Source organism: Pseudomonas sp. DWP2-2 (assembly GCF_049897065.1).
Taxonomy (GTDB): domain Bacteria; phylum Pseudomonadota; class Gammaproteobacteria; order Pseudomonadales; family Pseudomonadaceae; genus Aquipseudomonas; species Aquipseudomonas paracarnis.
Window position 1 is genome coordinate 156,903 of the sequence record NZ_JAFCVN010000011.1, and the last position, 23,133, is coordinate 180,035.

Annotated in this window: 20 protein-coding genes; 8 read left to right on the forward strand and 12 right to left on the reverse strand. The window is 61.4% G+C overall.

Annotated features, from left to right (window positions below; genetic code table 11):
- Positions 1–168 precede the first annotated feature (168 nt).
- From treS to ACP7CZ_RS21690, 3 genes are read left to right on the forward strand one after another with little or no spacing between them, the layout of a single operon-like run.
- Complete coding sequence (gene treS / locus ACP7CZ_RS21680; protein WP_236455824.1) at positions 169–3,516, forward strand: maltose alpha-D-glucosyltransferase; 3,348 nt, start codon at positions 169–171, stop codon at positions 3,514–3,516.
- Positions 3,513–5,759 carry a 1,4-alpha-glucan branching protein GlgB gene (gene glgB / locus ACP7CZ_RS21685; protein ID WP_057977237.1) on the forward strand — a complete coding sequence of 749 codons (2,247 nt, stop codon included), beginning with the start codon at positions 3,513–3,515 and terminating at the stop codon, positions 5,757–5,759. Before treS ends, glgB begins: the two co-directional genes overlap by 4 nt.
- Positions 5,760–5,801: 42 nt before the next feature.
- On the forward strand, positions 5,802–6,962 hold the full coding sequence (locus tag ACP7CZ_RS21690; RefSeq protein WP_057977238.1) for a GGDEF domain-containing protein: 1,161 nt from the start codon (positions 5,802–5,804) through the stop codon (positions 6,960–6,962).
- Here ACP7CZ_RS21690 and ACP7CZ_RS21695 read toward each other — a convergent pair.
- The 3 genes from ACP7CZ_RS21695 to ACP7CZ_RS21705 form a co-directional block, all read right to left on the reverse strand.
- On the reverse strand, positions 6,941–9,145 hold the full coding sequence (locus ACP7CZ_RS21695) for an ATP-binding protein (protein ID WP_294157792.1): 2,205 nt from the start codon (positions 9,143–9,145) through the stop codon (positions 6,941–6,943). The genes ACP7CZ_RS21690 and ACP7CZ_RS21695 overlap by 22 nt on opposite strands.
- A 172-nt stretch (positions 9,146–9,317) precedes the next feature.
- Complete coding sequence (locus ACP7CZ_RS21700) at positions 9,318–10,169, reverse strand: CAP domain-containing protein (protein WP_054921410.1); 852 nt, start codon at positions 10,167–10,169, stop codon at positions 9,318–9,320.
- Between the two features lie 81 nt (positions 10,170–10,250).
- Positions 10,251–11,471: an MFS transporter gene (locus ACP7CZ_RS21705; protein WP_236455839.1), complete on the reverse strand. Its 1,221-nt coding sequence runs from the start codon at positions 11,469–11,471 to the stop codon at positions 10,251–10,253.
- Positions 11,472–11,584: 113 nt separating this feature from the next.
- On the opposite strand from ACP7CZ_RS21705, the gene ACP7CZ_RS21710 reads away from it, so the two are divergent.
- Both ACP7CZ_RS21710 and ACP7CZ_RS21715 read left to right on the forward strand, forming a co-directional pair.
- Positions 11,585–12,469: a LysR family transcriptional regulator gene (locus ACP7CZ_RS21710; RefSeq protein WP_054898699.1), complete on the forward strand. Its 885-nt coding sequence runs from the start codon at positions 11,585–11,587 to the stop codon at positions 12,467–12,469.
- A 56-nt stretch (positions 12,470–12,525) separates the two neighbouring features.
- Positions 12,526–13,203, forward strand: a complete 678-nt coding sequence (locus ACP7CZ_RS21715) for a GNAT family N-acetyltransferase (RefSeq protein ID WP_054898698.1) — start codon at positions 12,526–12,528, stop codon at positions 13,201–13,203.
- Here the strand turns inward: ACP7CZ_RS21715 and ACP7CZ_RS21720 are convergent.
- Entirely contained in the window at positions 13,193–13,795 is a 603-nt protein-coding gene (locus ACP7CZ_RS21720) for a TetR/AcrR family transcriptional regulator (protein ID WP_054898697.1), read from the reverse strand. The two genes, ACP7CZ_RS21715 and ACP7CZ_RS21720, sit on opposite strands and share 11 nt — an antisense overlap.
- Positions 13,796–13,867: 72 nt before the next feature.
- On the opposite strand from ACP7CZ_RS21720, the gene ACP7CZ_RS21725 reads away from it, so the two are divergent.
- Positions 13,868–14,467: an NAD(P)H-dependent oxidoreductase gene (locus tag ACP7CZ_RS21725; protein ID WP_060764632.1), complete on the forward strand. Its 600-nt coding sequence runs from the start codon at positions 13,868–13,870 to the stop codon at positions 14,465–14,467.
- Position 14,468: 1 nt separating this feature from the next.
- On the opposite strand, the gene ACP7CZ_RS21730 is transcribed toward ACP7CZ_RS21725, so the two are convergent.
- From ACP7CZ_RS21730 to ACP7CZ_RS21740, 3 genes are all read right to left on the reverse strand, one after another.
- Positions 14,469–14,858, reverse strand: coding sequence for a hypothetical protein (locus ACP7CZ_RS21730; RefSeq protein ID WP_034127625.1), 390 nt, complete (start codon positions 14,856–14,858; stop codon positions 14,469–14,471).
- 133 nt (positions 14,859–14,991) lie between these two features.
- Positions 14,992–16,248: a 3-phosphoshikimate 1-carboxyvinyltransferase gene (locus ACP7CZ_RS21735; RefSeq protein WP_197882264.1), complete on the reverse strand. Its 1,257-nt coding sequence runs from the start codon at positions 16,246–16,248 to the stop codon at positions 14,992–14,994.
- Positions 16,249–16,484: 236 nt separating this feature from the next.
- Entirely contained in the window at positions 16,485–17,039 is a 555-nt protein-coding gene (locus ACP7CZ_RS21740) for a UPF0149 family protein (RefSeq protein ID WP_197882266.1), read from the reverse strand.
- A gap of 184 nt (positions 17,040–17,223) precedes the next feature.
- On the opposite strand from ACP7CZ_RS21740, the gene ACP7CZ_RS21745 reads away from it, so the two are divergent.
- Positions 17,224–18,036: a crotonase/enoyl-CoA hydratase family protein gene (locus ACP7CZ_RS21745; RefSeq protein ID WP_200582833.1), complete on the forward strand. Its 813-nt coding sequence runs from the start codon at positions 17,224–17,226 to the stop codon at positions 18,034–18,036.
- Between the two features lie 5 nt (positions 18,037–18,041).
- The gene (nudC, locus tag ACP7CZ_RS21750; protein WP_019816887.1) at positions 18,042–18,875 is read left to right on the forward strand and encodes an NAD(+) diphosphatase; all 834 of its coding nucleotides are present in this window, start codon (positions 18,042–18,044) and stop codon (positions 18,873–18,875) included.
- Here nudC and ACP7CZ_RS21755 read toward each other — a convergent pair.
- From ACP7CZ_RS21755 to ACP7CZ_RS21775, 5 genes are all read right to left on the reverse strand, one after another.
- Positions 18,843–19,622: a TSUP family transporter gene (locus ACP7CZ_RS21755; protein WP_003191011.1), complete on the reverse strand. Its 780-nt coding sequence runs from the start codon at positions 19,620–19,622 to the stop codon at positions 18,843–18,845. The genes nudC and ACP7CZ_RS21755 overlap by 33 nt on opposite strands.
- 110 nt (positions 19,623–19,732) lie before the next feature.
- Complete coding sequence (gene pcsA / locus ACP7CZ_RS21760; RefSeq protein ID WP_003191017.1) at positions 19,733–20,449, reverse strand: phosphatidylcholine synthase; 717 nt, start codon at positions 20,447–20,449, stop codon at positions 19,733–19,735.
- A gap of 148 nt (positions 20,450–20,597) precedes the next feature.
- Positions 20,598–21,518 carry a class I SAM-dependent methyltransferase gene (locus tag ACP7CZ_RS21765; RefSeq protein ID WP_057977259.1) on the reverse strand — a complete coding sequence of 307 codons (921 nt, stop codon included), beginning with the start codon at positions 21,516–21,518 and terminating at the stop codon, positions 20,598–20,600.
- A 213-nt stretch (positions 21,519–21,731) separates the two neighbouring features.
- A complete protein-coding gene (locus ACP7CZ_RS21770; RefSeq protein WP_054895944.1) occupies positions 21,732–22,220 on the reverse strand; it encodes a DUF1289 domain-containing protein in 489 nt (162 codons plus the stop codon).
- A 148-nt stretch (positions 22,221–22,368) separates the two neighbouring features.
- Positions 22,369–23,133: ribonucleotide-diphosphate reductase subunit beta (locus ACP7CZ_RS21775; RefSeq protein ID WP_426175093.1), on the reverse strand; the 765-nt coding region annotated here is incomplete at its 5' end.

The following is a 23,133-nucleotide window of genomic DNA, read 5'->3' on the forward strand; positions in this document are numbered from 1 at the left end:
GAACGTCTCACTTGACGCTCTGCGTGGGAACGTCTCACTTGACGCTCTGCGTGGGAATGCCTCGCTTGACGCTCTGCGTCGCGCTTGGGACGCGGAGCGTCCGGGGCTGCGTTCCTACGCGGAGCGTGGGAACGATCCTCGAGAACTTTGTATTTTCAGGAGTTTGCAATGGCCAAGAAACCCAAGGCAGCCACCTTTATCAAAGACCCGCTCTGGTACAAAGACGCGGTGATCTACCAGGTTCACGTCAAATCCTATTTCGACTCCAACAACGACGGCATTGGTGACTTTGCCGGGCTGATCGCCAAGCTCGACTACATCGCCGACCTCGGCGTGAACACCATCTGGCTGCTGCCGTTCTACCCGTCTCCCCGGCGTGATGACGGCTACGACATTGCCGAATACCGCGGCGTGCACAGCGACTACGGGACGATGGCCGACGCCAAGCGCTTTATTGCCCAAGCCCACCAACGCGGGTTGCGCGTGATCACTGAACTGGTGATCAACCACACCTCCGACCAGCACCCCTGGTTCCAGCGCGCGCGCAAGGCCAAGCCAGGCTCGGCCGCACGGGACTTCTACGTGTGGTCGGATGATGACCAGAAATACGACGGCACACGCATTATTTTCCTCGACACCGAAAAGTCCAACTGGACCTGGGACCCGGTGGCCGGCCAGTACTTCTGGCACCGCTTTTACTCGCACCAACCCGACCTCAACTTTGATAACCCGCAGGTCATGAAAGCGGTGCTGTCGGTGATGCGCTATTGGCTCGACCTGGGCATCGACGGCCTGCGCCTGGACGCCATTCCCTACCTGATCGAACGGGACGGCACCAACAACGAAAACCTGGCGGAAACCCACGACGTCCTCAAGCAGATCCGCGCCGAGATCGACGCCCATTACCCCGACCGCATGCTGCTGGCCGAAGCCAACCAGTGGCCCGAAGACACGCAGCTGTACTTTGGCGACAGAAAGGGTGATGACGGCGATGAATGCCACATGGCGTTCCACTTTCCACTGATGCCGCGCATGTACATGGCGTTGGCCCAGGAAGATCGCTTCCCCATCACGGACATTCTGCGCCAGACCCCGGAGATTCCCGCCAACTGCCAGTGGGCAATTTTCCTGCGCAACCATGATGAGCTGACCCTGGAAATGGTCACCGACAAAGAGCGCGACTACCTGTGGAACTACTACGCCGCAGACCGCCGCGCCCGTATCAACCTGGGTATTCGGCGACGCCTGGCGCCGCTGGTGGAGCGGGATCGTCGGCGGGTGGAATTGCTCAACAGCCTGTTGCTGTCGATGCCGGGCACGCCGACCCTGTACTACGGCGATGAAATCGGCATGGGCGACAACATCTACCTGGGCGACCGTGACGGCGTGCGCACGCCCATGCAATGGTCCATCGACCGCAATGGCGGGTTTTCCCGTGCCGACCCGGCCAGCCTGGTGTTGCCGCCGATCATGGACCCGCAATACGGTTACCAGTCGGTCAACGTCGAGACCCAAGCCCAGGACCCGCACTCATTGCTCAACTGGACCCGGCGCATGCTCGCAGTGCGCAAGCAGTCCAAGGCGTTTGGCCGTGGCAGCCTGAAGATGCTCTCGCCGACTAACAGGCGCATCCTGGCTTACACCCGTGAATACACCGGCGAAGACGGCCACACCGAGATCATCCTGTGCGTAGCCAATGTGTCGCGCAGCGCCCAGGCGGCGGAGCTGGACCTGTCGGCCTTTGCCGGCATGGTGCCGGTAGAGATGCTCGGCGGTAATGCCTTCCCGCCGATCGGCCAGCTGAATTTCCTGCTGACCCTGGCGCCCTATGGTTTCTATTGGTTCGTGCTGGCAGCGGAAAACCAGATGCCCAGCTGGCATGTGGAACCGGCGCAAAGCATGCCCGACTTCACCACTTTGGTACTGAAAAAACGCATGGAAGAGTTACTGGAAGAACCTTGCCGCACCAGCCTGGAACAGACTTCACTGCCCGCCTGGCTGCCCAAGCGTCGCTGGTTTGCCGGCAAAGATACGGCAATCGACACGGTGCACATCGCTTATGGCGTGCGTTTTGGCGACCCGCAGCATCCGGTGTTGCTCAGCGAGATCGAAGTGACCAGTGCTGGCCAGGTCAGCCGCTACCAACTGCCCTTGGGCTTCCTTGGCGAAGACCAGTTCACCAGCGCCTTGCCCCAGCAATTGGCGTTGGCCCGAGTACGACGCACCCGCCAGGTAGGTTTGGTGACCGATGCCTTCAGCCTTGAGCATTTTATCCTTGAGGTGATCCAGGCCATGCAGGCCGGCACCGTGCTCAATACCCCTGACGGCGATCTGCGGTTCGAGGCGACTGAGCACTTGGCTGCACTGCAACTGACCCGTGAATCGCCGGTGCGTTATTTGTCTGCCGAGCAGTCCAACAGCTCGGTGGTGGTCGGTGACAGCCTGGTGCTCAAGCTGATTCGTAAAGTCAGCGCCGGTGTGCACCCGGAGCTGGAAATGAGTGCCTACCTGACCGCCGCCGGCTACCCGAATATCTCGCCGCTGTTGGGCTTTATGAGCCGCCGCGACGGGCAGGGGCAGGACAACCTGCTGATGATTGCCCAGGGTTACCTGAGCAATCAGGGCGATGCCTGGAGCTGGACCCAGAACAACCTGGAGCGGGCGATCCGCGATGAGCTGGCCGACGCGATCTCTGAACAGGAACAGCATTACAACGCCCTCGGCGAACTGGCGGATTTTGCCGGTTTGCTCGGTCAGCGCCTGGGTGAAATGCACCTGGTGTTGGGTGCGCCAACCGCCGACAAGGCTTTCAAACCCGAACCCACCACAGCCAAAGACACCCAAGCCTGGGCCCAGGATGTCGGCGCCCAGATCGACCGCGCCTTGCAGTTGCTCAAGCTTAATCAAAGCCAGTTGAACCCCGCCGACCAGGCGTTGGTCAGTGAATTACTGGCGCAGAAAAAAGCCATCGCGGCGCATGTTCAGGCGTTGGCCAAAGCCACGGTGGGCGGGTTGCGCATTCGCGTCCACGGTGACTTGCACCTGGGCCAGGTATTGGTGGTCAAGGGCGATGCCTACTTGATCGACTTCGAGGGCGAACCGGCGCGACCGCTGCATGAGCGGCGCGGCAAACACAGCCCTTATAAAGATGTGAGCGGTGTGCTGCGTTCCTTCGATTATGCCGCGGCGATGGCGCTGAATGTGCAGGGGGTGGATCACACGCCAGAAGCGAACGCTGCGCGTAAACGCGTGACCGACCGCTACCTGAATGAAGCCCGCGTAGCATTTACCCAGGCTTACCAGGCCGCTGCGTCTACACTGGCGCATGACTGGCAGGATGCCAACGGCCAAGACGCAGCGCTGACCTTGTTCAGCCTGGAAAAGGCCGCGTACGAAGTGGCCTACGAAGCAGAAAACCGCCCGACCTGGCTGCCGGTGCCCCTGCAAGGGCTGCACGGCTTGCTGAGCGGGCTGACACCTATATCTAAACCTGTACGCGGTGGGGAGACGTCATGAGTTTTACACAGAGAGAACCGCTGCAGCCCAAGTTGACTGCAATGCCGGCGTCCAAGGACGTCGATGCGCTGGTGCGCGCCGAGCACCCCGATCCTTTTTCGATCCTGGGGCCCCATGATGACGAGCAGGGCGGCCAGTTTATCCGTGCGTTCCTGCCCGAGGCCCTGAGTGTCCAGGTACTGGCGCGTGACACAGGTGAGCCGTTTGGCAGCCTCGATGCCACCCAGGTGCCAGGCCTGTTTATTGGGCACTTCAGCACTCGCCAGCCCTACCTGCTGAAAATCCAGTGGGCCGGCGGTGAGCAGATCACCGAAGATCCCTACAGCTTCAGCCAATTGCTGCTGGGGGAAATGGACCTGTACCTGTTTGCCGAAGGCAATCACCGTGACCTGGGCAACTGCCTGGGGGCTCAGGTGGTCAGCGTCGACGGCGTGCAAGGCGTGCGCTTTGCCGTCTGGGCGCCGAACGCACGGCGGGTTTCGGTGGTGGGCGACTTCAATATCTGGGACGGGCGCCGCCACCCGATGCGCCTGCGCCATCCATCGGGCGTGTGGGAAATCTTCATCCCACGCTTGCAGCCGGGCGCGGCCTACAAGTATGAAATTCTCGGTGCCCACGGCATTTTGCCGCTCAAGGCCGACCCTGTGGCGTTGGCCACCCAACTGCCGCCGGACACCGCCTCGAAGGTCGCCGCACCTTTGCAAGTGGATTGGCAGGACCATGAGTGGATGCAATCGCGGGGAGACAAGCAGAAAACCACTGCGCCGTTGTCGATCTACGAGCTGCATGTGGGGTCCTGGCAGTGCGAGCTGGACGAGGCCGGTGAAGTTGCCCGTCAATATGGCTGGCGCGAACTGGCTGAGCGGCTGATTCCTTACGTTCAACAATTGGGCTTCACCCATATCGAGCTGATGCCGATCATGGAACACCCCTTTGGTGGCTCCTGGGGCTATCAGGCGTTATCCCAGTTTGCCCCCAGTGCTCGCTTTGGCTCGCCGGAAGACTTTGCCTGGTTCGTCAATGCCTGCCATCAGGCCGATATCGGCGTGATCCTTGATTGGGTACCCGCGCATTTCCCCACCGATACCCACGGCCTGGCGCAATTTGACGGTACCGCTCTGTACGAATACGCCAACCCCCTGGAAGGCTTTCACCAGGACTGGGACACGCTGATCTACAACCTGGGCCGCACCGAGGTCCACGGTTTCATGCTCGCGTCGGCCTTGCACTGGCTCAAGCATTTCCACGTCGATGGCCTGCGCGTGGACGCAGTGGCCTCCATGCTGTATCGCGATTATTCGCGCAAGGCCGGTGAATGGGTGCCCAACCGCCATGGCGGTCGCGAGAACCTGGAAGCCATCGACTTCTTGCGGCACCTGAACGACGTGGTTGCCCTTGAAGCCCCGGGCGCCTTGGTGATTGCCGAAGAGTCCACGGCCTGGCCTGGCGTCAGCCAGCCTACCCAACAGGGTGGCCTGGGGTTCAATTACAAATGGAACATGGGCTGGATGCACGACTCCCTGCATTACATCCAGCAAGACCCGGTGTACCGCGCCCATCATCACAACGAGCTGAGTTTCGGGCTGGTGTACGCCTGGTCGGAGCGCTTTATCCTGCCGATTTCCCATGATGAGGTGGTGCACGGCAAGCACTCGCTGATCGACAAGATGCCCGGCGACCGCTGGCAGAAATTTGCCAACCTGCGCGCCTACCTCAGTTTCATGTGGATGCACCCCGGCAAGAAGTTGCTGTTCATGGGCTGCGAATTTGGCCAATGGCGCGAGTGGAACCACGATCAGCAACTGGATTGGTATTTGCTGCAGTACCCCGAGCACCGTGGGGTGCAGAAGCTGGTAGGCGATTTGAACCGCCTGTACCGCGAAGAGCCGGCGCTGCACGAACAGGACGATGCGCCCCAGGGCTTCCAATGGCTGATCGGTGATGACGCGATCAATAGCGTCTACGCCTGGCTGCGCTGGAGCAAGGATGGCAAGCCGGTGTTGGTGGTTGCCAACTTCACCCCGGTGCCCCGTGAAGGCTACGCAGTCGGTGTGCCGTTTGGCGGGCGGTGGAGTGAGGTGATCAACAGTGATGCCGATACCTACGCGGGCTCCAACTACGGGAATGGCGGGGCCGTGTTTACCCAGGATGAGCCGCGCCATGGGCAACCGGTGTCGCTGTCGTTGAACCTGCCGCCCCTGGGCGTGCTCATTTTGCGACCTCAAGAGCCTGAAACGCTCTAGCGCAGCGTATGCCGCTGTTCGGCTTGCTGGCAAGGTGCCACAATGGCGCCTTTGCCGTCGCCGGTCAAACAGGCCAACCCCATGCATAGCCTCGGGCAAGATCAGGGTCACTCCATCGAAGAGCAGGTGCGAACCGACCGTTTGCACCAGCTCTTTCGTCAATCATTCTCGGCGATCTTCGGCAGCTACCTGGGCGCCGTCATGCTCTGCTGGCTGTGCTGGGATCGATTCGATCAGCAGGTCATCCTGGTGTGGTTGGTACTGCTGGCGGGCTCGTCATTGGTGCGCCTGCATCTGTTTGTGCAATGGTTTCGCTGCCCTGACGCGGGGCGCACACCCGCACGTTGGGAGCGCCACTACTGGGTCACGCTGATGCTGTCGGCGGGTATCTGGGGCGGCGGGGCGCTGGCAGTGATGCCGGTCGATGACCGCTTGTCCCAGGTGCTGGTGATGCTGTTTACCGTGGGCATGTCGGTCAGCGCGGTGTCCTGTTATTCAGCCTATCGCTACATGACGCTGGGCTCGATGGCGCTGGTGTTGCTTCCCTGTACGGTATGGATGCTGTTTCAGCCTTCGCCGATGCAGGTTGGCGTGGCGCTGGCGGTGCTGGTGTTTGCTTCGTTTGTGGTCGGTGCGACGCGCAAGCTGTCCGATGCCCTGGAAAAAGCCTTCCGTCTGACGAGGCAAATGGAGCGCGCTCATCATATTTCCACCCGTGCCGCCCAGACCGATGAGTTAACCGGGCTGATGAACCGCCGGGCGTTCTATGAACAGGCCCAATTGCTGTATGCCCAGTGCCTTCGCGAGCAGCAGCCGCTGTGTGCATTGATGATGGACATGGACCATTTCAAAGCCATTAATGACACCTACGGCCACCAGGCCGGCGACCAGGTGTTGCGCCAGATTGGCGCGGTGATCAGTGCGTCCTTTCGCCAGACCGATATCTACGGTCGCCTGGGGGGTGAAGAGTTTGCGGTATTGCTGCCCAATACCTCGTTGGAGACCGCACGCAGCATCGCCGAGGAGTTGATCCAGACGATTCATGATTTGCCCGCCGACCCGGTACAAGGGGTGAGCGCAAGCCTGGGCGTAGCATCGACCTGCACTCAGCCTCTGGATTTGAACGCCTTGATGAACAGCGCCGACAAGGCCCTGTACCAGGCCAAGGCATCGGGTCGCAATCAGGTAGCGGTCGTCGACTGATCCTTGCACATCGCCTTTGCCAGCACCCGCGCAACTTGGTCGGCGGAGTAGGGCTTGGCGAGGAACTCAAAGCCTTCGTAGCCGCTGTCTGCCAGTTCCTCACTGTAGCCAGAGACGAGTACCACGGGCAGGTCGGGGCTGCGCTGGCGCAGCAACCTGGCCATGGCCACGCCGGTCATGCCGGGCATCACCACGTCGGAGAAAATCGCGTCGAACCCCTGAACGTCATTGCCAGCGAGGTTCAGCGCCTGTTCGGCATTGGTCGCCCAGGTGGTCTGGTAACCGAGGTCCTTGAGGATCTGGCTGGCGAAGCGTCCCACCTCGAGGTTGTCCTCGACGATCAGCACATGCTGATGAGCCGCCTCTAGCGGCCCTGGCAGATCTGCACGGGTGTCTTGATCCGGCGCCGCTTCGCCTTCGACTTGCGGCAGATACAAGGTAAACACCGTGCCCTGGCCGAGGGTGCTGGCCACATCGATATTGCCGCCTGACTGCTTGGCGAAGCCGAATACCTGCGACAGGCCAAGGCCCGTGCCTTTGCCCACGGCCTTGGTGGTGAAGAACGGCTCGAAGATGCGTTCGAAGGTGTCGCTGGGAATCCCGCTGCCGGTGTCAGCCAGGGAGATGGCGATGTAGGGCATACACGACTCGGCATCCCCGCGAATCCGTGGCAGCGCTTGCTGCCCTGTGACCTTGAGGGTCAGGGTACCCTGGCCTTCCATCGCATCGCGGGCGTTGAGGGCGATGTTGATCAGTGCGGTTTCGAACTGGCTGGGGTCGATGCGCGCATAGCAGGGCTGATCGGGCAATTTAACCTGCACATGAATGCGGGCACCGGTAACGCTCTCGAGCATCTCGCCGATATTCTGCACGCGCTGGCCGACATCGAACACCTGCGGGTTCAACGGTTGGCGACGGGCAAAGGCGAGCAGTTGGCTGGTGAGTTTGCTGGCCCGCTCTACGGTGTCGGACACCGCGCACATGTAGCGTTGCCGACGCTCCTCGGACAGGCCCGGCTGGCGCAGGAAGTCCACCGACGAGCGAATAATGGTCAGCAGGTTGTTGAAGTCATGGGCGACGCCGCCGGTCAATTGGCCGATGGCCTCCAGCTTCTGTGACTGGCGCAGTGCGGCTTCGGCCTCGGCCAGTGCATGGGTACGCTCATTCACGCGCTGTTCCAGGCTGGCATTGAGTTCTGTATAGGCGGCCAGGCCCTCGCGCACGGCGGCATCGGCGCGTACGCGCTCGATATGCGCCCAGGAACGCTCGGTGACTTCGCCCACCAGCGCCATGTCATAGGAAGACCAAAAGCGCGGCAGTTTGTCGTGCACGGCCATCAGCGCCGTAAGCCGCCCGTCTTTGATCAACGGCATGCAAATAGTGGCTGTCACCCCCAGTGCCTGGAAGCTCGCGGCGTCATGGGGCGGCAACTCGATCAGATTATTGCGTATCACCAGTGGCTCGCCGGCACGCAGGCAGTTGACCGCGCATTCCCCGAACGCCGCGAGGCTGTAATGCCCGATGATGCTCGGCGAGCCATGCGCCGACCAGTCGCCCCGAATGGTAAAGCCATCTTCATCCTCGTCCATGTCGGCGTAGGCACAGATGGACACCTGCAGATGTTCGGCCAGCAGGCGAGTCGTAGACGTCAGGATGGTTTCGGCGTCGGTAGCATTGACCACGCTGTTGCCGATGGCGTCCAGCACTGCCAGGCGACGGGCGAGGAATACCGTGGCGGTTGTTTCGGTCACCGTGTCGAGCAAACCGACCACCACGCCTTGGGCATTGCGAATCGGGCTGTAGCAAAAGGTGAAATAGGCTTGTTCCGGCGCTTCGTTGCGTTGGATCAACAGCGGGAAGTTTTCGATATAGGTGGCGTGCCCATCGAACGCGGCGTCGGCGATAGGGCTGATATCGTCCCACACCTCGTGCCAGATCTCGTTGAACGGGCGGCCCAAGGCGTCGGGTTTGCTACCCAGGATCGGCGTGAACGCGTCGTTGTAGAGAGTAATCAACTGAGGCCCCCAGACGATGGCCTGGGGGAAACTCGACGCGAAGCACAGCGCAACGGTTGTCTTCAACACATCGGGCCAGTGTTCAAGTGGCCCCAGGGGCGTATTGGCCCAATCGTGCTGACGAACCCGCTCAGCCATTTCGCTGCTGCCTTGCAGCCAATTCATCATGGGGTTCACACCTTGCTTGCTACGTATTGTTTAGCTTTGAAGAGTCAGGCCGACTAGCAACAGACCGGAATGACCGCATTCAGTTCAGCGCAATTATCTCCCTGATAGCACTTTGATTTCATTGTCTATTTGCACGCCGTCATTATTGGCCGGGTTGGGCCGGCGCTCAACCTTATTGCGTGCCGAATAAGCCCGTCCAATAGATGCCCGCGTCACTCTTGGGGTCCATGGCGTAGGCGGCACCCAATTCGCGAAATTGCGGGTTCATCAGGTTGGCGCAGTGGCCGGGGCTGGCGAGCCAACCGTCTACGACCTTGCGCGGCGTGTCGAGGCCGGCGGCGATGTTTTCACCAATATTCTTCGCGATATACCCCGCCAACTCGGCGCGGTCGCCGGGCGTACGGCCGTCGGGGTCCAGGTGGTCGAAGAAATTGCCGTTGGCCATGTTGCGGGTATGGCTGTTGGCTGCGCCGGCCAGGGTGTCGTTCCACGACAGGGGCGCCGTGGCGGTGAACGCCTGGGTGCCACACTGGCGCGGCTCGGCACGGGCGGTGTTGATCAGGTCGAGCAGTTTTCTGCCTTCGGTCTGCCAATCGCCCAGGCCGCTGGTCACCAATGGGCGAGCCAGCACGATGCGCCAGTCCTGGCCGCTGTTGCTGACCCCGATGTCGACAAATTGCGGATCGAGCACTACGCGGCAAAAGCTCTCGCGCACCGCTTTCATCGCAGCCTCGGCATCCTTGGGACCGGACAGACTGATGGCCTGCACGTTCACCATCGGGTACGCAGCCCGCGCCAGCGACTGCTGCAAATCGCCGACATTGGAGGCCGGCAACACCAGCCGTGTATCGCTGGTCAGCGGCGGCAGCTCCTGGGAACCCTGGTCACCGCAGCGTTGCACCTGGCTGCGGTATTGGTTGATCTGTTGGACTAACTGACTTTCTTCATTCGCCATCGCGCTGGCGCAGAACACCGTAGTGGCGGCCAGCGTCGCAAGACCCATCATCAATGACAGAACGCGCATGGACGTTACCCTTGAGCTTGAAAGTGCCCATGATGCGCGATCCAGGTGCATCCATGCACCCGTTGGTCCGAACTTTTTTGCTCAGTTCTTGAATGCCGAGTGTTTCGCGCCCTGATCGCGCCAGACCAAGACCTTCACCAAAATGGCCAGCAGTATCAAACCTACCGCCATGGCGAAGGTCGCGTGCAGGCCGGCTGCCACCGCCTGGGGCGCGGCATGGCTGACATCCGGGGTGGCGCGGGCGAACACCGCGCCGAGGGCTGAGGCGCCGAAAATCAGGCCCAGGTTGCGCGACAGATTCAGCAGGCCGGACACTGTGCCTCGGCGTGTCGCCTGTATATCGCTCATTACCGCCGTGTTGTTGGCCGCCTGGAACAGGCTGTAGCCGGCTGTCAACACGATCAGCGCCGCGAGATAAACACCAAGCCCGGACGCCTGCGACAGCAACAGGGCCCCGCACAGCATCACGCTCAGCCCCACGAGGGTCAGGCGTTGGTTGCCGAGGTGATCGGTCAGGTAACCCGCCGGTACACCGGTAACCGCCGCGACCGTTGGCCCGACGGCCATGGCCAAGCCCATCCAGGCGGGATCGAGGCCCAGGCCACGGGACAGGTAGAACGGGCCCACCACAAACGTGGCCATGATCACCGCCGACACCAGAACGCTCATGACCAGGCCGGCGCGCAACGGCGCATCGCGCAGGGGCGCCCAGAGTGTATCGCCTGGCGAAGCTTCGCGGGCGTTAGCATCCGCCGGCAAATAACGGTAGGCGAGGGCGGCAGCCACACCCGCCAAGGGCAGGCCGATCAGAAACAGTGCGCGCCAGCTCCACAGGCTGAGCAATACTCCGCCGACACTCGGCCCCATGGCCGTGCCGAGTGCCGACATAGTGCCGAGCAGGCCCATGACTCGGCCGGTATTCGCTTTCGTGACGGTGTCACCGACCATGCCCAGGGTCATCGCCATCATGATCGCCGCGCCCAGGCCCTGGAATGCCCGTGCGCCGATCAGCCAGGACAGGGTTGGCGCGGCGGCACACCCGGCGCAGGCCAGGGCAAACACCAGCAACCCGGCCAGCAGCAAGCGCCGGCGCCCCAGACGGTCGCCCAGGCGCCCGGCGCTGACAATCACGGCGGTGATGGCCAGCAGGTAGGCGAGCACCACCCACTGCACGGCCTGAAACGAGGCACCGAAGGCGTGCGCCAGGCTGGGCAGGCCGACATTCGCGATGCTGGTGCCCAGGGCGGCCAGCAACATGGACAGCGACAAGGCCACCAGGCCGCCGCGTGTGGAGGTTTGCATGCGCGTTTCCTTGAGTGAATGCACCTGTCGCAAATCTACGGCGTCGCCTAAGATGGCGGAAGACGCAGGGGTTGCAGGTTATAGCTGCATCCAACGCCTGATAAGGAGACCCCATGCCCGACCTCAATTTACTCATCACCCTGGACGTGTTGCTTGCCGAAGGCAGCGTCGCTCGCGCCGCCCAGCGCCTGCGCCTGAGCCCTTCGGCCATGAGCCGGGCCCTGGCGCGTTTGCGTGCAGCCACTGGCGATCCGCTGCTGGTACGTGCCGGGCGCGGCCTGGTACCGACGCCCCGGGCGTTGCAATTGCGTGAACAGGTCAGCCAATTGGTGCAGGACGCCCATGCGGTATTGCGCCCGGCAAACACCCTGGACTTGGGTGAGGTGGTGCGCACCTTCACCCTGCGCACTAGCGAGGAGTTCGTCGAACGCTTCGGCCCCGCCTTGCTGGCGCGTATCGCCCAGGACGCCCCAGGGGTGCGATTGCGTTTCGTGCACAAGAGCGACAAGCACAGTACGTTGCTGCGCGACGGTGTCGTCGACCTGGAAACCGGTGTGGTCGATGCCGGCGCCAGCCCGGAGGTGCTGACCCAGGCGCTGTTCCGTGACCGCCTGGTGGGCGTGGTGCGCGAGGGCCATGCTCTGAGCCGCGGCCCTCTTAGCGCAGCGCGTTTCGCCCAGGGACAACATGTCTACGTGTCGCGGCGTGGGCAGGACCGTGGCCAGATCGACGAGGCCCTTGAGGCGCAAGGTCTGGTTCGGCAGGTCGGCATCGTGGTCGCCGGTTTCAACACGGCCATCGCCCTGGCGCGTGATACCGACCTGATCGCCAGCGTGCCTGAGCGCTATATCACAGTGCCGCCTCGAGGCTTGTACTGCTTTGAGCTGCCGGTGACATTGCCGCCATTTACCGTGGCGATGCTGTGGCACCCGCGGCAGGACGCCGACCTGGCCCATCGCTGGCTGCGCGCATGTTTGCGCGAGGTGTGCGGGCCATGATCGGCGCGCAACAGGTACAATCGCCGCTGCCTTGACGCGAAACCCCAGGAATTTGCATGTTCAGTCTTACCCGCTACACCACGCCGTGCCCCGAACCGGTCAACAGCCAGATCCTGCAGATGGTGGTGGACAACCTCACCGATATCAGCAGCGTAGCGCTGGCACCGAGCAATCTGCTCTACAACATCTACCAGTACGCCATCGGGTTTGAGGTGCACCTGTACCTTGAGGCGTTGAATGGCGAAAAGGGCATCGCCGTCGAGTTGGTCGTGGCGATGGAAGACGAGACGGTGGTGGGTTTTTGCCTGTATCTGCCGGTGAAGGATGATCCGCACGCGTGTGGCATCGCGTTTATGGCGGTGCAGGCGGGCTTTCGTCGCCAGGGTGTGGCACGCAGCATGATGGACGAAGTGTTGGCGCGTTATCCCCACGCCGAACTGGCCTGTGCGGTAGAGAAGGTTGCGGTGTTCGAAGCCATGGGTTTCCAGGTACGCGGTGCGCGTGGCCCCCAGGTCGTGATGAACACCCGCAACTACGGCACCGATGGGTTGATGGGCGTGTTGGATGTGGCCTCAATCTACAGCTCGCTGGAAGTGCGGCAGATCCACACCTACCTGCTGCAAAAACACGGCAAGCGCGCCATGGTCGACGCAGAGAAACAGCGTGATCGGCACCTGGACCAGTTGACGCGCAAGGCGCAACTGTTCGTCCAGGGCCGTCTGCCTACGGCCTGACGCGCATGACCATCGCGAGGATAGTCTCCAGCAGCTCCTGCTGAGCTTCCTCGCGGCTGATCTCGCCATTGGCCGCCGCATGGGACAGGGCTTCCGCCGCGCCGAGCATGGCGCGCAACCCGGCCTGAGAGATGCTGCCGCCGTGGGTGAAGGGCGACAGCGCGTCTCGGCATTTATCGAGAAAGATCGCCTCGTATTCGCGCTTGGATGCTTCCAACTCCGGCGAACCGCTCAAGGCGGCAATCACCCCGGGTATTTCCCGACCTTGCAACAACACACAATCGACATACGACGACGCGATAACCCACGCGCGGTCCTCAAGGGTCGCCTTGCTGGTGGCGATGGCATCGGCAAATACCTGGTCCTGGCGCGCGTCGAAGTCTGCATACAGCGCGGCCAGCAACCCTGCGCGTGTAGCGAAGTGGTCGTAAACCACTGGTTTGGTGACGCCCGCCAGCTCGGCCAGGCGGCCCAGAGTCAGGGCGTCGGTGCCTTCGTCACGCACTAATTGCCAGGCCACGTCGAGTAACTGGCGCAGGCGATCTTCACGGGACAAACGACGACGTGGGGCAGGGGATTCACTGCTTGACATGCTTATATACCAAAAGTAACTTATTCGACGTAACTTACTAAAAGTAGATTAATCCGAAATGGAGTCAAAGTCATGCACGCACTGATCGTAGTTGCTCATCACGACCCGCAATCCCTCACCCACAGTGTGGCCGCCGAGGTGGGCGCGGGCTTGAGCGCCTCTGGCCACACCTTTGAAATAGCCGACCTTGCCGCTGAAGGGTTCGATCCACGCTACACCGTCGCCGACCATCGGGTGCACCGTACTCGGGCGACGCCGCCAGCCGACGTGCAGGCCGAACAGGCCCGCATAGACCGCGCCGACGCGCTGGTGCTGGCGTTCCCCATCTACTGGTGGTCGATGCCGGCGTTGCTCAAGGGTTGGGTCGACCGCGTATTCGTCAATGGCTGGGCGATTGATTACGGCCCCGATACACCGGTGCAGAAGAAACTCAGGCATTTGCACGTGCATGTGCTGGCCCTGGGGGCGGCTGACGAAAGCGCCTTCGATCGACACGGTTATGCCAAGGCCATGAATACCCAGATCGACTACGGCATCTTTGATTATTGCGGGGCGCGGGTACTCACTTCCGAGTTGTTGTTGGACTCGGAAAGTGGCACGGCCCAGGCGCATTTGCACAAGGCCCGGACCGTGGGGCAGGGGTTGTTTGAGCGTGAGGCCGTCGCGGGATAATTCAAGCGTCGCGAAACAGGTCGTGGGCGTCGAGCAAGCGGTAGGCAATCTCTGGGTTTTTCTCCAGGCCACGGCGAATGGAGGCGGGGATCGACTGGCGGGTCTTGCGGCACATGCCCGGCAGTTCGTCGATGACGATCTGGATCCCGCGCATGCTTTTGACCTCGGTATGCCCGGGCGCGATGTGGACGCGGATGCCGAGTTGGTCGTACATCCGCTGTTGCAAGTGTTCGAGGTCTTGCAGGCTCTTGAGGTTTTCCAGGCGCTCCAGCAGGATTTTTTCCTGCTGTCGCGTCAGTTGCAGAATGCGCAGATCAGCGCCGGGAGCTTCCAGCAGTTGTTCACGGTTGCAGACACAGGCGCCGGGTGGGCAGGGTTGGCGAAGGGTCATTGACGCTCCCGGCAAGGTTCAGTTGTAGGAGCGAGCTTGCTCGCGAAAAACTCACAGGCGCCGCATTCATTCAGCAAACACGCGTTTTGGTTAACGTTTTTCGCGAGCAAGCTCGCTCCTACAGGTTTGTGTGTCAGTAGCTCAAGTGAACGCCCAGGCTGGCCAGCGCTTTCCAGTAGTCAGGGTAGGTCTTGGCTACGCAATCAGGGTCTTGGATGCGAATGCCCGAGACTTTCAGCCCGGCCAGGGCAAAGCACATGGCGATGCGATGGTCGGCGTGGGTATCGATCAGTGCGGTGCAGGCGGTGCCAGCCAAAGCGGGGTCGCTGGCAACCAGCAGGTCATCACCTTCGATGGTCGCCAGGCCCGGGCGAATTTCGTTGAGGCCATCGTGCAGCGCCTGCACGCGGTCACATTCCTTGACGCGCAGGTTCGCCAGTTCAGTGAAGCGCACCGGGGTATTGTTGAATGCGGCGAGCACCGCCAGGGTCGGGATCGCATCCTGCATTTGTGAACCCACCACCGTGGCCTGCATGTTCGGGAATTGCGCGATCACGGCCTGTGCCTTGGCGTCGGGCTGGGTGAAATCCTGCGCGGCTACACCAATATCGATACGGCCACCGGTCAGTACTTCTGCGGCCCACAGGTAAGTGGCGGCGGAAGCGTCGGGTTCGATCAGGTAATCATGGGCGGTATAGCCCGTGGGGGCCACGCGCCAGGTGGTGTCGTCCACGGCGTCGACCTGGGCACCGAACGCACGCATGCAATCGAGGGTCAGGTCCACATAGCCACGGGCGCCGATGTCCTTGCCGGTCAGCGCCACTTCAATCGGTGCTTCGCCGCACGCCGCCAGCATCAGCAGGGCCGATACGTACTGGCTGGACAAGCCTCCGTCAATCTCAAAACGCCTGGCCTGGACCTTGCCCGCGCCATGCACCGTTACCGGTGGGCAACCGGTGGGGCTGTCGACCTGGATGCCGTTCTGGCCCAGGGTGGCCAGCAGCGGGCCGATCGGGCGTTTTTGCATGTACTCGTCACCGTCCAGTACCACGGTGCCTTGCACGGTGGCGACGGCAGCCGTGAGAAAGCGCATGGCGGTGCCGGCGTTGCCGAGGAACAACGGCTGGGCCGGCAATTGCAGCGAGCCTTGGCTGGTGACGACAAAGGTGGTGTCGTCCGGCTCGTCGATGGTGACGCCCATCTGCCGCAGGGCGACCGACATATGGCGTGTGTCATCGCTTTTGAGCGCGCCGCTCAAACGGCTGGTGCCCTTGGCCAGTGCCGCGAGCAACAGAACACGGTTGGTAATGGATTTGGAGCCGGGGGGCGCGACCTTGCCAGTGAGGGGGAAGTTGGGCGGTGTAACGGTCACGGTTTTCTGCGAACTCAAGGTACAAGGCTCCTGGTCAAGGCGAGGTGGCGTGGAGTGGCCGACGTGCGGACCCGAATCATCAGGCAAACACGCCATGCTTGTCGAGTGAGTGGGTGATCTGCGTATTTTATTGGCATGCGCTGCGGCCCGAATGTAGGAGCGAGCTTGCTCGCGAAAAACGTCAACGATAAGCGTGCTTCCTGAATGAACGCGGCGCCTGTAAGTTTTTCGCGAGCTAGCTCGCTCCTACTGCCTTAGCGCTGGCTCAACCAGTAGTCATGCAGCGCCCGTGCAGCCGGTTCGATTTCGCTGATCTGCAGTTGATGGGCGTTTACATCCAGGTCTGCCGGCAGTTCGAAATTGTCCTGTTCGGCGCAGCAGGAAATCCGCTCCAGTTGCCCGGCTTGTACAGCGGGCAATGGCGGCCAGTTGGCGATTGTCACGCCGCGCACATAACCAAAGCACCATTCCTCGGCAAGGGTCACCGCCTGGTCTTGATGTTCGGTTTCATCGAAACGGGCTTTGAATGCCTGGGAGTCAGTGGCCAATTGTGCGGCCAGGGTATTCATATGGCGTACACACAGCTCAAGAAAAGCCTGGGCCTCGTCCATGTTGTCCCATTCAGGGTTTTGCCCGCCCCAGATCGCCGGGAACCACTCGGCCACATCCACCTTGGCCGGGCTGGAAACCAGGGCGGTGAAATAACCGTCGAGTTCGGCCATGTTCAGCACCGAGTGGTCTTCGCCGTATTTGAGCAAGGTGGCGTCAATGAATTCGAAATCGGCGGGAGCGAGGGGTTGGGCGTGCATGGCATTTCCTTAAAACGTCGAGCGCCGCGCACAACGCGGCTTAAAGCGCAAAGGATGGCCTGTGCATCGGGTTTTATCCAGCGTCTTTTCCCTCACCGTGGTCAGTCCCGTTTTTGGCCGATGCGCCGTGGCGCACCCTTGATATAGTCTGGCCTTTCTCAATCGCCAGTCAGGGATCACTGCCATGTCCGAATACCAAGCCTTCGTTGTCGAACTCAGCGGCAACGTTGCCCATGTGCAGATCAATCGCCCGGAAAAGATCAACGCCATGAACGCGGCGTTCTGGACCGAAATCATCGACATCTTCCAATGGGTCGACGAGACCGACGCCGTGCGTGCCGTGGTGCTCAGCGGCGCGGGCAAGCATTTTTCCTCGGGCATCGACCTGATGATGCTGGCCTCGATCGCCAATGATTTTGGCAAGGACGTGGGTCGCAATGCGCGCCTGCTGCGCCGCAAGATTCTCGAGCTGCAAGCCTCGTTCAACGCCGTGGACACTTGCCGCAAGCCCGTGCTGGCGGCGATCCAGGGCTACTGCATTGGCGGCGCCATCGACCTGATCAGCGCGTGCGACATGCGCTACGCAACCGAAGACGCGCAATTCTCGATCAAGGAAATCGACATCGGCATGGCCGCCGACGTCGGCACCTTGCAACGCCTGCCGCGCATCATCGGCGACGGGATGCTGCGTGAACTGGCCTATACCGGTCGTCAATTCGGCGCCGAAGAAGCGCGCAGCATCGGCCTGGTCAATCGCGTGTTTGGCGATCATGAAAGCCTGCTGGCGGGTGTCATGGACCTGGCCCATCAAATCGCCGCCAAGTCGCCGATTGCCGTGACCGGCACCAAGGCCATGATCAGCTACATGCGTGACCACACAGTCAATGACGGCCTGGAATACGTTGCCACCTGGAACTCGGCTATGTTGCAATCCAACGACCTGCGCGTGGCCATTGCGGCCCATATGAGTAAGCAGAAACCCGAATTCGTGGATTGACTGACATGACCCCAGGCTGGATTACCACAACGCTGCTGGACAACGACGCCCCCGGCGGCTGGGCCGTCGCCCGCAGCCGCGAAGGCTTCTTACACGACACCAACGGCCCGCTGTTCCCGCGCGAATGGCTCAAGCGCCAGGACCTGTCGGTGTTTGCCGAACACGGCATCGGCCACCTCGACGGCGAGCCGGTGTACCTGTTGGAACTCGACTCGCCGGCTGATGTGCCAGGGTGCAGTTGGCAGGGCTTGCGTGGCTTTATGCTGCAAGGTGATCACACCCTGTACAAGGTGCTGGGCTACGCCGCGCAGATCGGTACCTGGGCGCGGGAACACCGTTTTTGTGGCAGTTGTGGCCAGGCGATGGTACAGGTGCCGAGGGAGCGGGCGATGTATTGCCAGGCCTGCGACCTGCGCAGCTACCCACGGATCTCACCGAGCATGATCGTGCTGGTGACCCGTGGCGATGACATCCTGCTGGCGCGTTCGCCGCGTTTCGTCACCGGGGTCTACAGCACCCTGGCCGGTTTTGCCGAGCCGGGGGAGTCCGCCGAAGACTGCCTGATCCGTGAAGTGCGTGAAGAGGTGCAGCTGGAGGTCAAGAACATCCAGTACATGGGCAGCCAATGCTGGCCGTTCCCTCACTCGATGATGCTGGGCTTTCACGCCGAATACGCCGGTGGCGATATCGTGCCCCAGGCCGACGAGATCGAGGACGCGCAGTGGTTCAATATCCACGAGCTGCCGCCGTTGCCGGCGTCACGCTCGATTGCGCGTTACCTCATCGACCTCTACGTGGCCCGCCGTTTAGGCCACGCTGAACCAGTGCTGCCAGGCTAGGCGCACGGTCAGGCCCAGGACCACGGTGATAAACACCGGGCGAATGAATTTGGCGCCGCCGCTGATCGCGCTGCGTGCGCCAAAGAACGCGCCACACATCACCGATACCCCCATCGCCAGGCCGACAATCCAGTCCACCGAACCATTGATGATAAACACCGTCAGCGCCGCCGCGTTGCTGACGAAGTTCATGCTGCGCGCTACGCCGCTGGCCTTCACCAGGTCGATGGGGTGCAGCAGCATCGTGCTGACCGTCCAGAACGCCCCCGTGCCGGGCCCGGCCACGCCGTCGTAGAAACCCAGGCCAAAGCCCTGGGTGGCTTGCCATTTCTTTTTGATCGGTGCCTCCGCGTCCAGTGGCGCCTTGGGCGTGCCACCGAACAGCAGGTACACACCGCAGGCGAAGACGATCACCGGGAGCATCTTGTTCAGGGTTTCGGCGGGCAAGTAATGGGCGACGACTGCGCCGGTCAGCGCACCGATCAAGGTACCGACGATGGCGTGCACCCATTGGCGTGGGTGGAACAGCTTGCGCCGGTAGAAGGTAAAACTGGCGGTGGCCGAGCCGAAGGTGGAGCTGAGCTTGTTGGTGCCCAGCACCAGGTGCGGCGGCATACCAGCGGTGAGCAGGGCGGGCGTGGTCAACAAACCGCCACCGCCGGCGATGGCGTCGATAAAACCGGCGATAAAGGCGACAACGGCCAGGATGGCCAGGGTGGTGAGGTCTACGCTGAGTTCGAAGGGCATGGGCAGGGCTTATTGTTGGAGGGCCGCAGAAGGCCAGCATCTTACTGCGATGTGACTCAAATGTGGGAGGGGGCAGGCCCCCTCCCACATTTTTTACCGGGCCCGCCTGGTTATTTGTGCGCGCCCAGCCATTCCACGGCCGTGCGCCAGATGCAGATACCCAGGAAGTACGCCGACATCAGCGACCATAAGCCAAATGTCCAAGGGTTGGTGTTCGGGTAATCCACCACCATCAGGAAGCTGCACAGCAGCCAGATGGTGGTCACCGCGATGTTGATCGGCATGAAGCGCTTGACCCGGAACGGGTGCAGGAACTTCATCGGCGTGACGGTCAACAGCGCCAGGCCGATCACGGTCAGCAAGGTGACCCACGCATCCGGCTGGATGATATAGACGCACAGGGCAACGACGTTCCAGGCGGCAGGGAAGCCGACGAAGTAGTTGTCCTTGCTCTTCATGTTCACATTGCAAAAGCAGAACAGCGACGACACCAGAATCACCGACACCGCAAACAGGTGGGTGAAATCAGGCAGGTCGATGTAGCGGTAGATAAACAGTGCAGGAATGAACACGTAGGTGAGGTAGTCGATCACCAGGTCCAGCACCGAGCCGTCAAAGCTGGGCAGCACCGTGCTGACATTCACCCGTCGCGCCAGCGAGCCGTCGACGCCATCCACCACCAGTGCCAGGCCCAGCCACAACAGGCACGCCTTGGGGGAGTTTTCCAGCAGCGCCAGGGTGGCCAAAAAGGCCAGTACCACACCGGTGGCGGTAAAGCCGTGGGCGCCCCAGGCTTTGAGTCTGGCTACATGCAGGGTCGATATCACGGGCGGTTCTCCAAAAGGTCAAACGGGGCAGCCGACGACTTAGCGCCGTCGAGTCTGGCCAGGGAATGCAGGTATCGACCGGGAAGGGGAGGATAAGGTTCACCGCCCGGCGTATCCGTTAGCGTAGCAAGCGTAGGATGTTTCGGCATCAGCCCTGACGGAACACCAGGGCCTTTAGCCCACTCTGTGGGTCAATGTCAGGGAATTCCGGTGGGTTTTCCAGCCGCTGTACAAACCGCAGGCCCGGTGCTTCGCGGGTCACGCCGTCGATCAGGAAGTCCTCGCCGAAGGCCGGATCGTTCATGCATGCCAGCACGGTGCCGTGGGCACTGAGCAAGTCCGGCAGGCGACGCAGCACGCGCTGGTAATCCTTGGTCAGCAGGAAACTGCCTTTCTGGAAGGAGGGCGGGTCGATGATCACCAGGTCGTAAGGGCCGTTGTTCGTCACCTTGGCCCAGGACTTGAACAGATCGTGGCCCAGGAAGCTCACCCGGCTCAGGTCGTGCCCATTCAGGCGATGGTTGTCGCGGCCACGGCTTAGGGCCCCACGGGCCATGTCCAGGTTCACCACATGGTCGGCGCCGCCTTCGATGGCGGCCACGGAAAAACCGCAGGTATAGGCAAACAAATTCAGCACACGCTGGCCCTGGGCTTGTTCGCGCACCCAGTTGCGCCCGTAACGCATGTCGAGAAACAGCCCGCTGTTCTGTTTTTTACCCAGGTCGATCAGGTAGCGCAGGCCGCCCTCGGTGATGGTCAGCTCGTCGATGGCGTCGCCCACCAGCCATTCGGTGGTGCTTTGCGGCAGGTAGCGGTGTTGCAGGGCCACGGTGTGCACGCCGAAACGGCTCCACTCGATCTGCAACAGCGTGTGCTTCAGGGCATCCAGGTGCTCGGTTTCTTTGAACAAAGCAACCAGCACCACCCCTTGCAGCCAGTCCACCGTCAGTTGTTCCAAGCCCGGCCAGCAACGGCCACGGCCATGGAACAGGCGCCGGGTTTCCGCAGGCGGGTCAGCCAGGGCAGTGAGCAAGTGGGCGTGCAGGGTAGCGAGTGCGTCTGGGTTCATCGTTAAGCGTCAGTCATCGGGCGGGCGGCATTTTAAACACAATTGGGTGGGAACTGGCTTGCCTGCGATGACGGCCTGATGGTCGACGCTTATCTACCTTGGATCGCGGAGCGTGAGTTGGATCATCGTCGGCTGTCAGGGCCGTCACGGGAGCAAGCTCCCTCGCCACAGGTCCAGCGTTGTACCGCGTTCCCGCAGTGTTTGCGATTTGGGTCAGCGCGTGGCAATCAGCGCCGGCCCGAATGACTCTTTCAAAAAAACCGGGGCGATATAGCGTTCGTAATGTGCCTCGGACAGCAAAAAGAACTCTCGATCTATCGCATCGCGCAAATCCGCCAGGTGGCGTTCACGAAACTCCGGTAACAGCGTCAAACCATAGGCATCCAGCCTGGAAATCACCCGCGCACCCCGTGCAATCAACTGGTATGCCCAGCAATACGGCGACTGGTGCGGCATAAAACGAATCTTGCGCGCTTCCAACTGCTGTCGCAGGCAGTGCGGGTCGAACACTTCCAGCTTGCTGGCCATTACCTGTACCAGCAGTTGTTCCAGACGCAGCCACACCGCCTGTTTTTCCTCGGCGTTATAGCCATTCCACTGGATCACCTCGTGGTGATAGCGCTTGCAGCCCCGACAGACCAAGTCACCGTAGACGGTGGAGCACAGGCCGACGCAAGGGGTTTTGATGGTTTGGTTGGGCATAAAGGCTTGCTTGCAAAGTCTATGGATCATCAATAGCCAATGTGGGAGCGGGCTTGCCCGCGATAGCTGTGTGTCAGTGGGTACATCCGTGACTGATACAGCGCTATCGCGGGCAAGCCCGCTCCCACATTTATTGGTTCGTGTTGATTCAGTCCCAGCTCAACGCGCCGCCGGTCTGATACTCGATCACACGGGTCTCGAAGAAGTTCTTCTCTTTCTTCAAGTCCATGATCTCGCTCATCCACGGGAACGGGTTAGTCGTGCCTGGGTACTCTTCCTTCAAGCCGATCTGCGACAGGCGACGGTTTGCGATGAACTTCAGATAGTCTTCCATCATCGCCGCATTCATGCCCAACACCCCACGCGGCATGGTATCCCGCGCATATTCGATCTCCAGCTGCGTCCCTTGCAGGATCATCTGGGTCGCTTCTTCTTTCATCTCGGCATCCCACAAGTGTGGGTTTTCGATTTTGATCTGGTTGATCACGTCGATACCGAAGTTCAGGTGCATCGACTCATCGCGCAGGATGTACTGGAACTGCTCGGCCACGCCGGTCATTTTGTTGCGGCGGCCCATGGACAGGATCTGGGTGAAGCCGCAGTAGAAGAAGATGCCTTCCAGCACGCAGTAGTAGGCGACCAGGTTGCGCAGCAGCTCTTTGTCGGTGTCGACGGTGCCGGTTTCGAACTTCGGATCGGAGATCGAGCGGGTGTACTTCAGGCCCCAGGCGGCCTTTTTGGCCACCGATGGAATCTCGTGGTACATGTTGAAGATCTCGCCTTCATCCATGGCCAGCGATTCGATGCAGTACTGGTAGGCGTGGGTGTGGATCGCTTCTTCGAAGGCCTGGCGCAGGATGTACTGGCGGCACTCCGGGTTGGTGATCAGGCGGTACACGGCCAGCACCAGGTT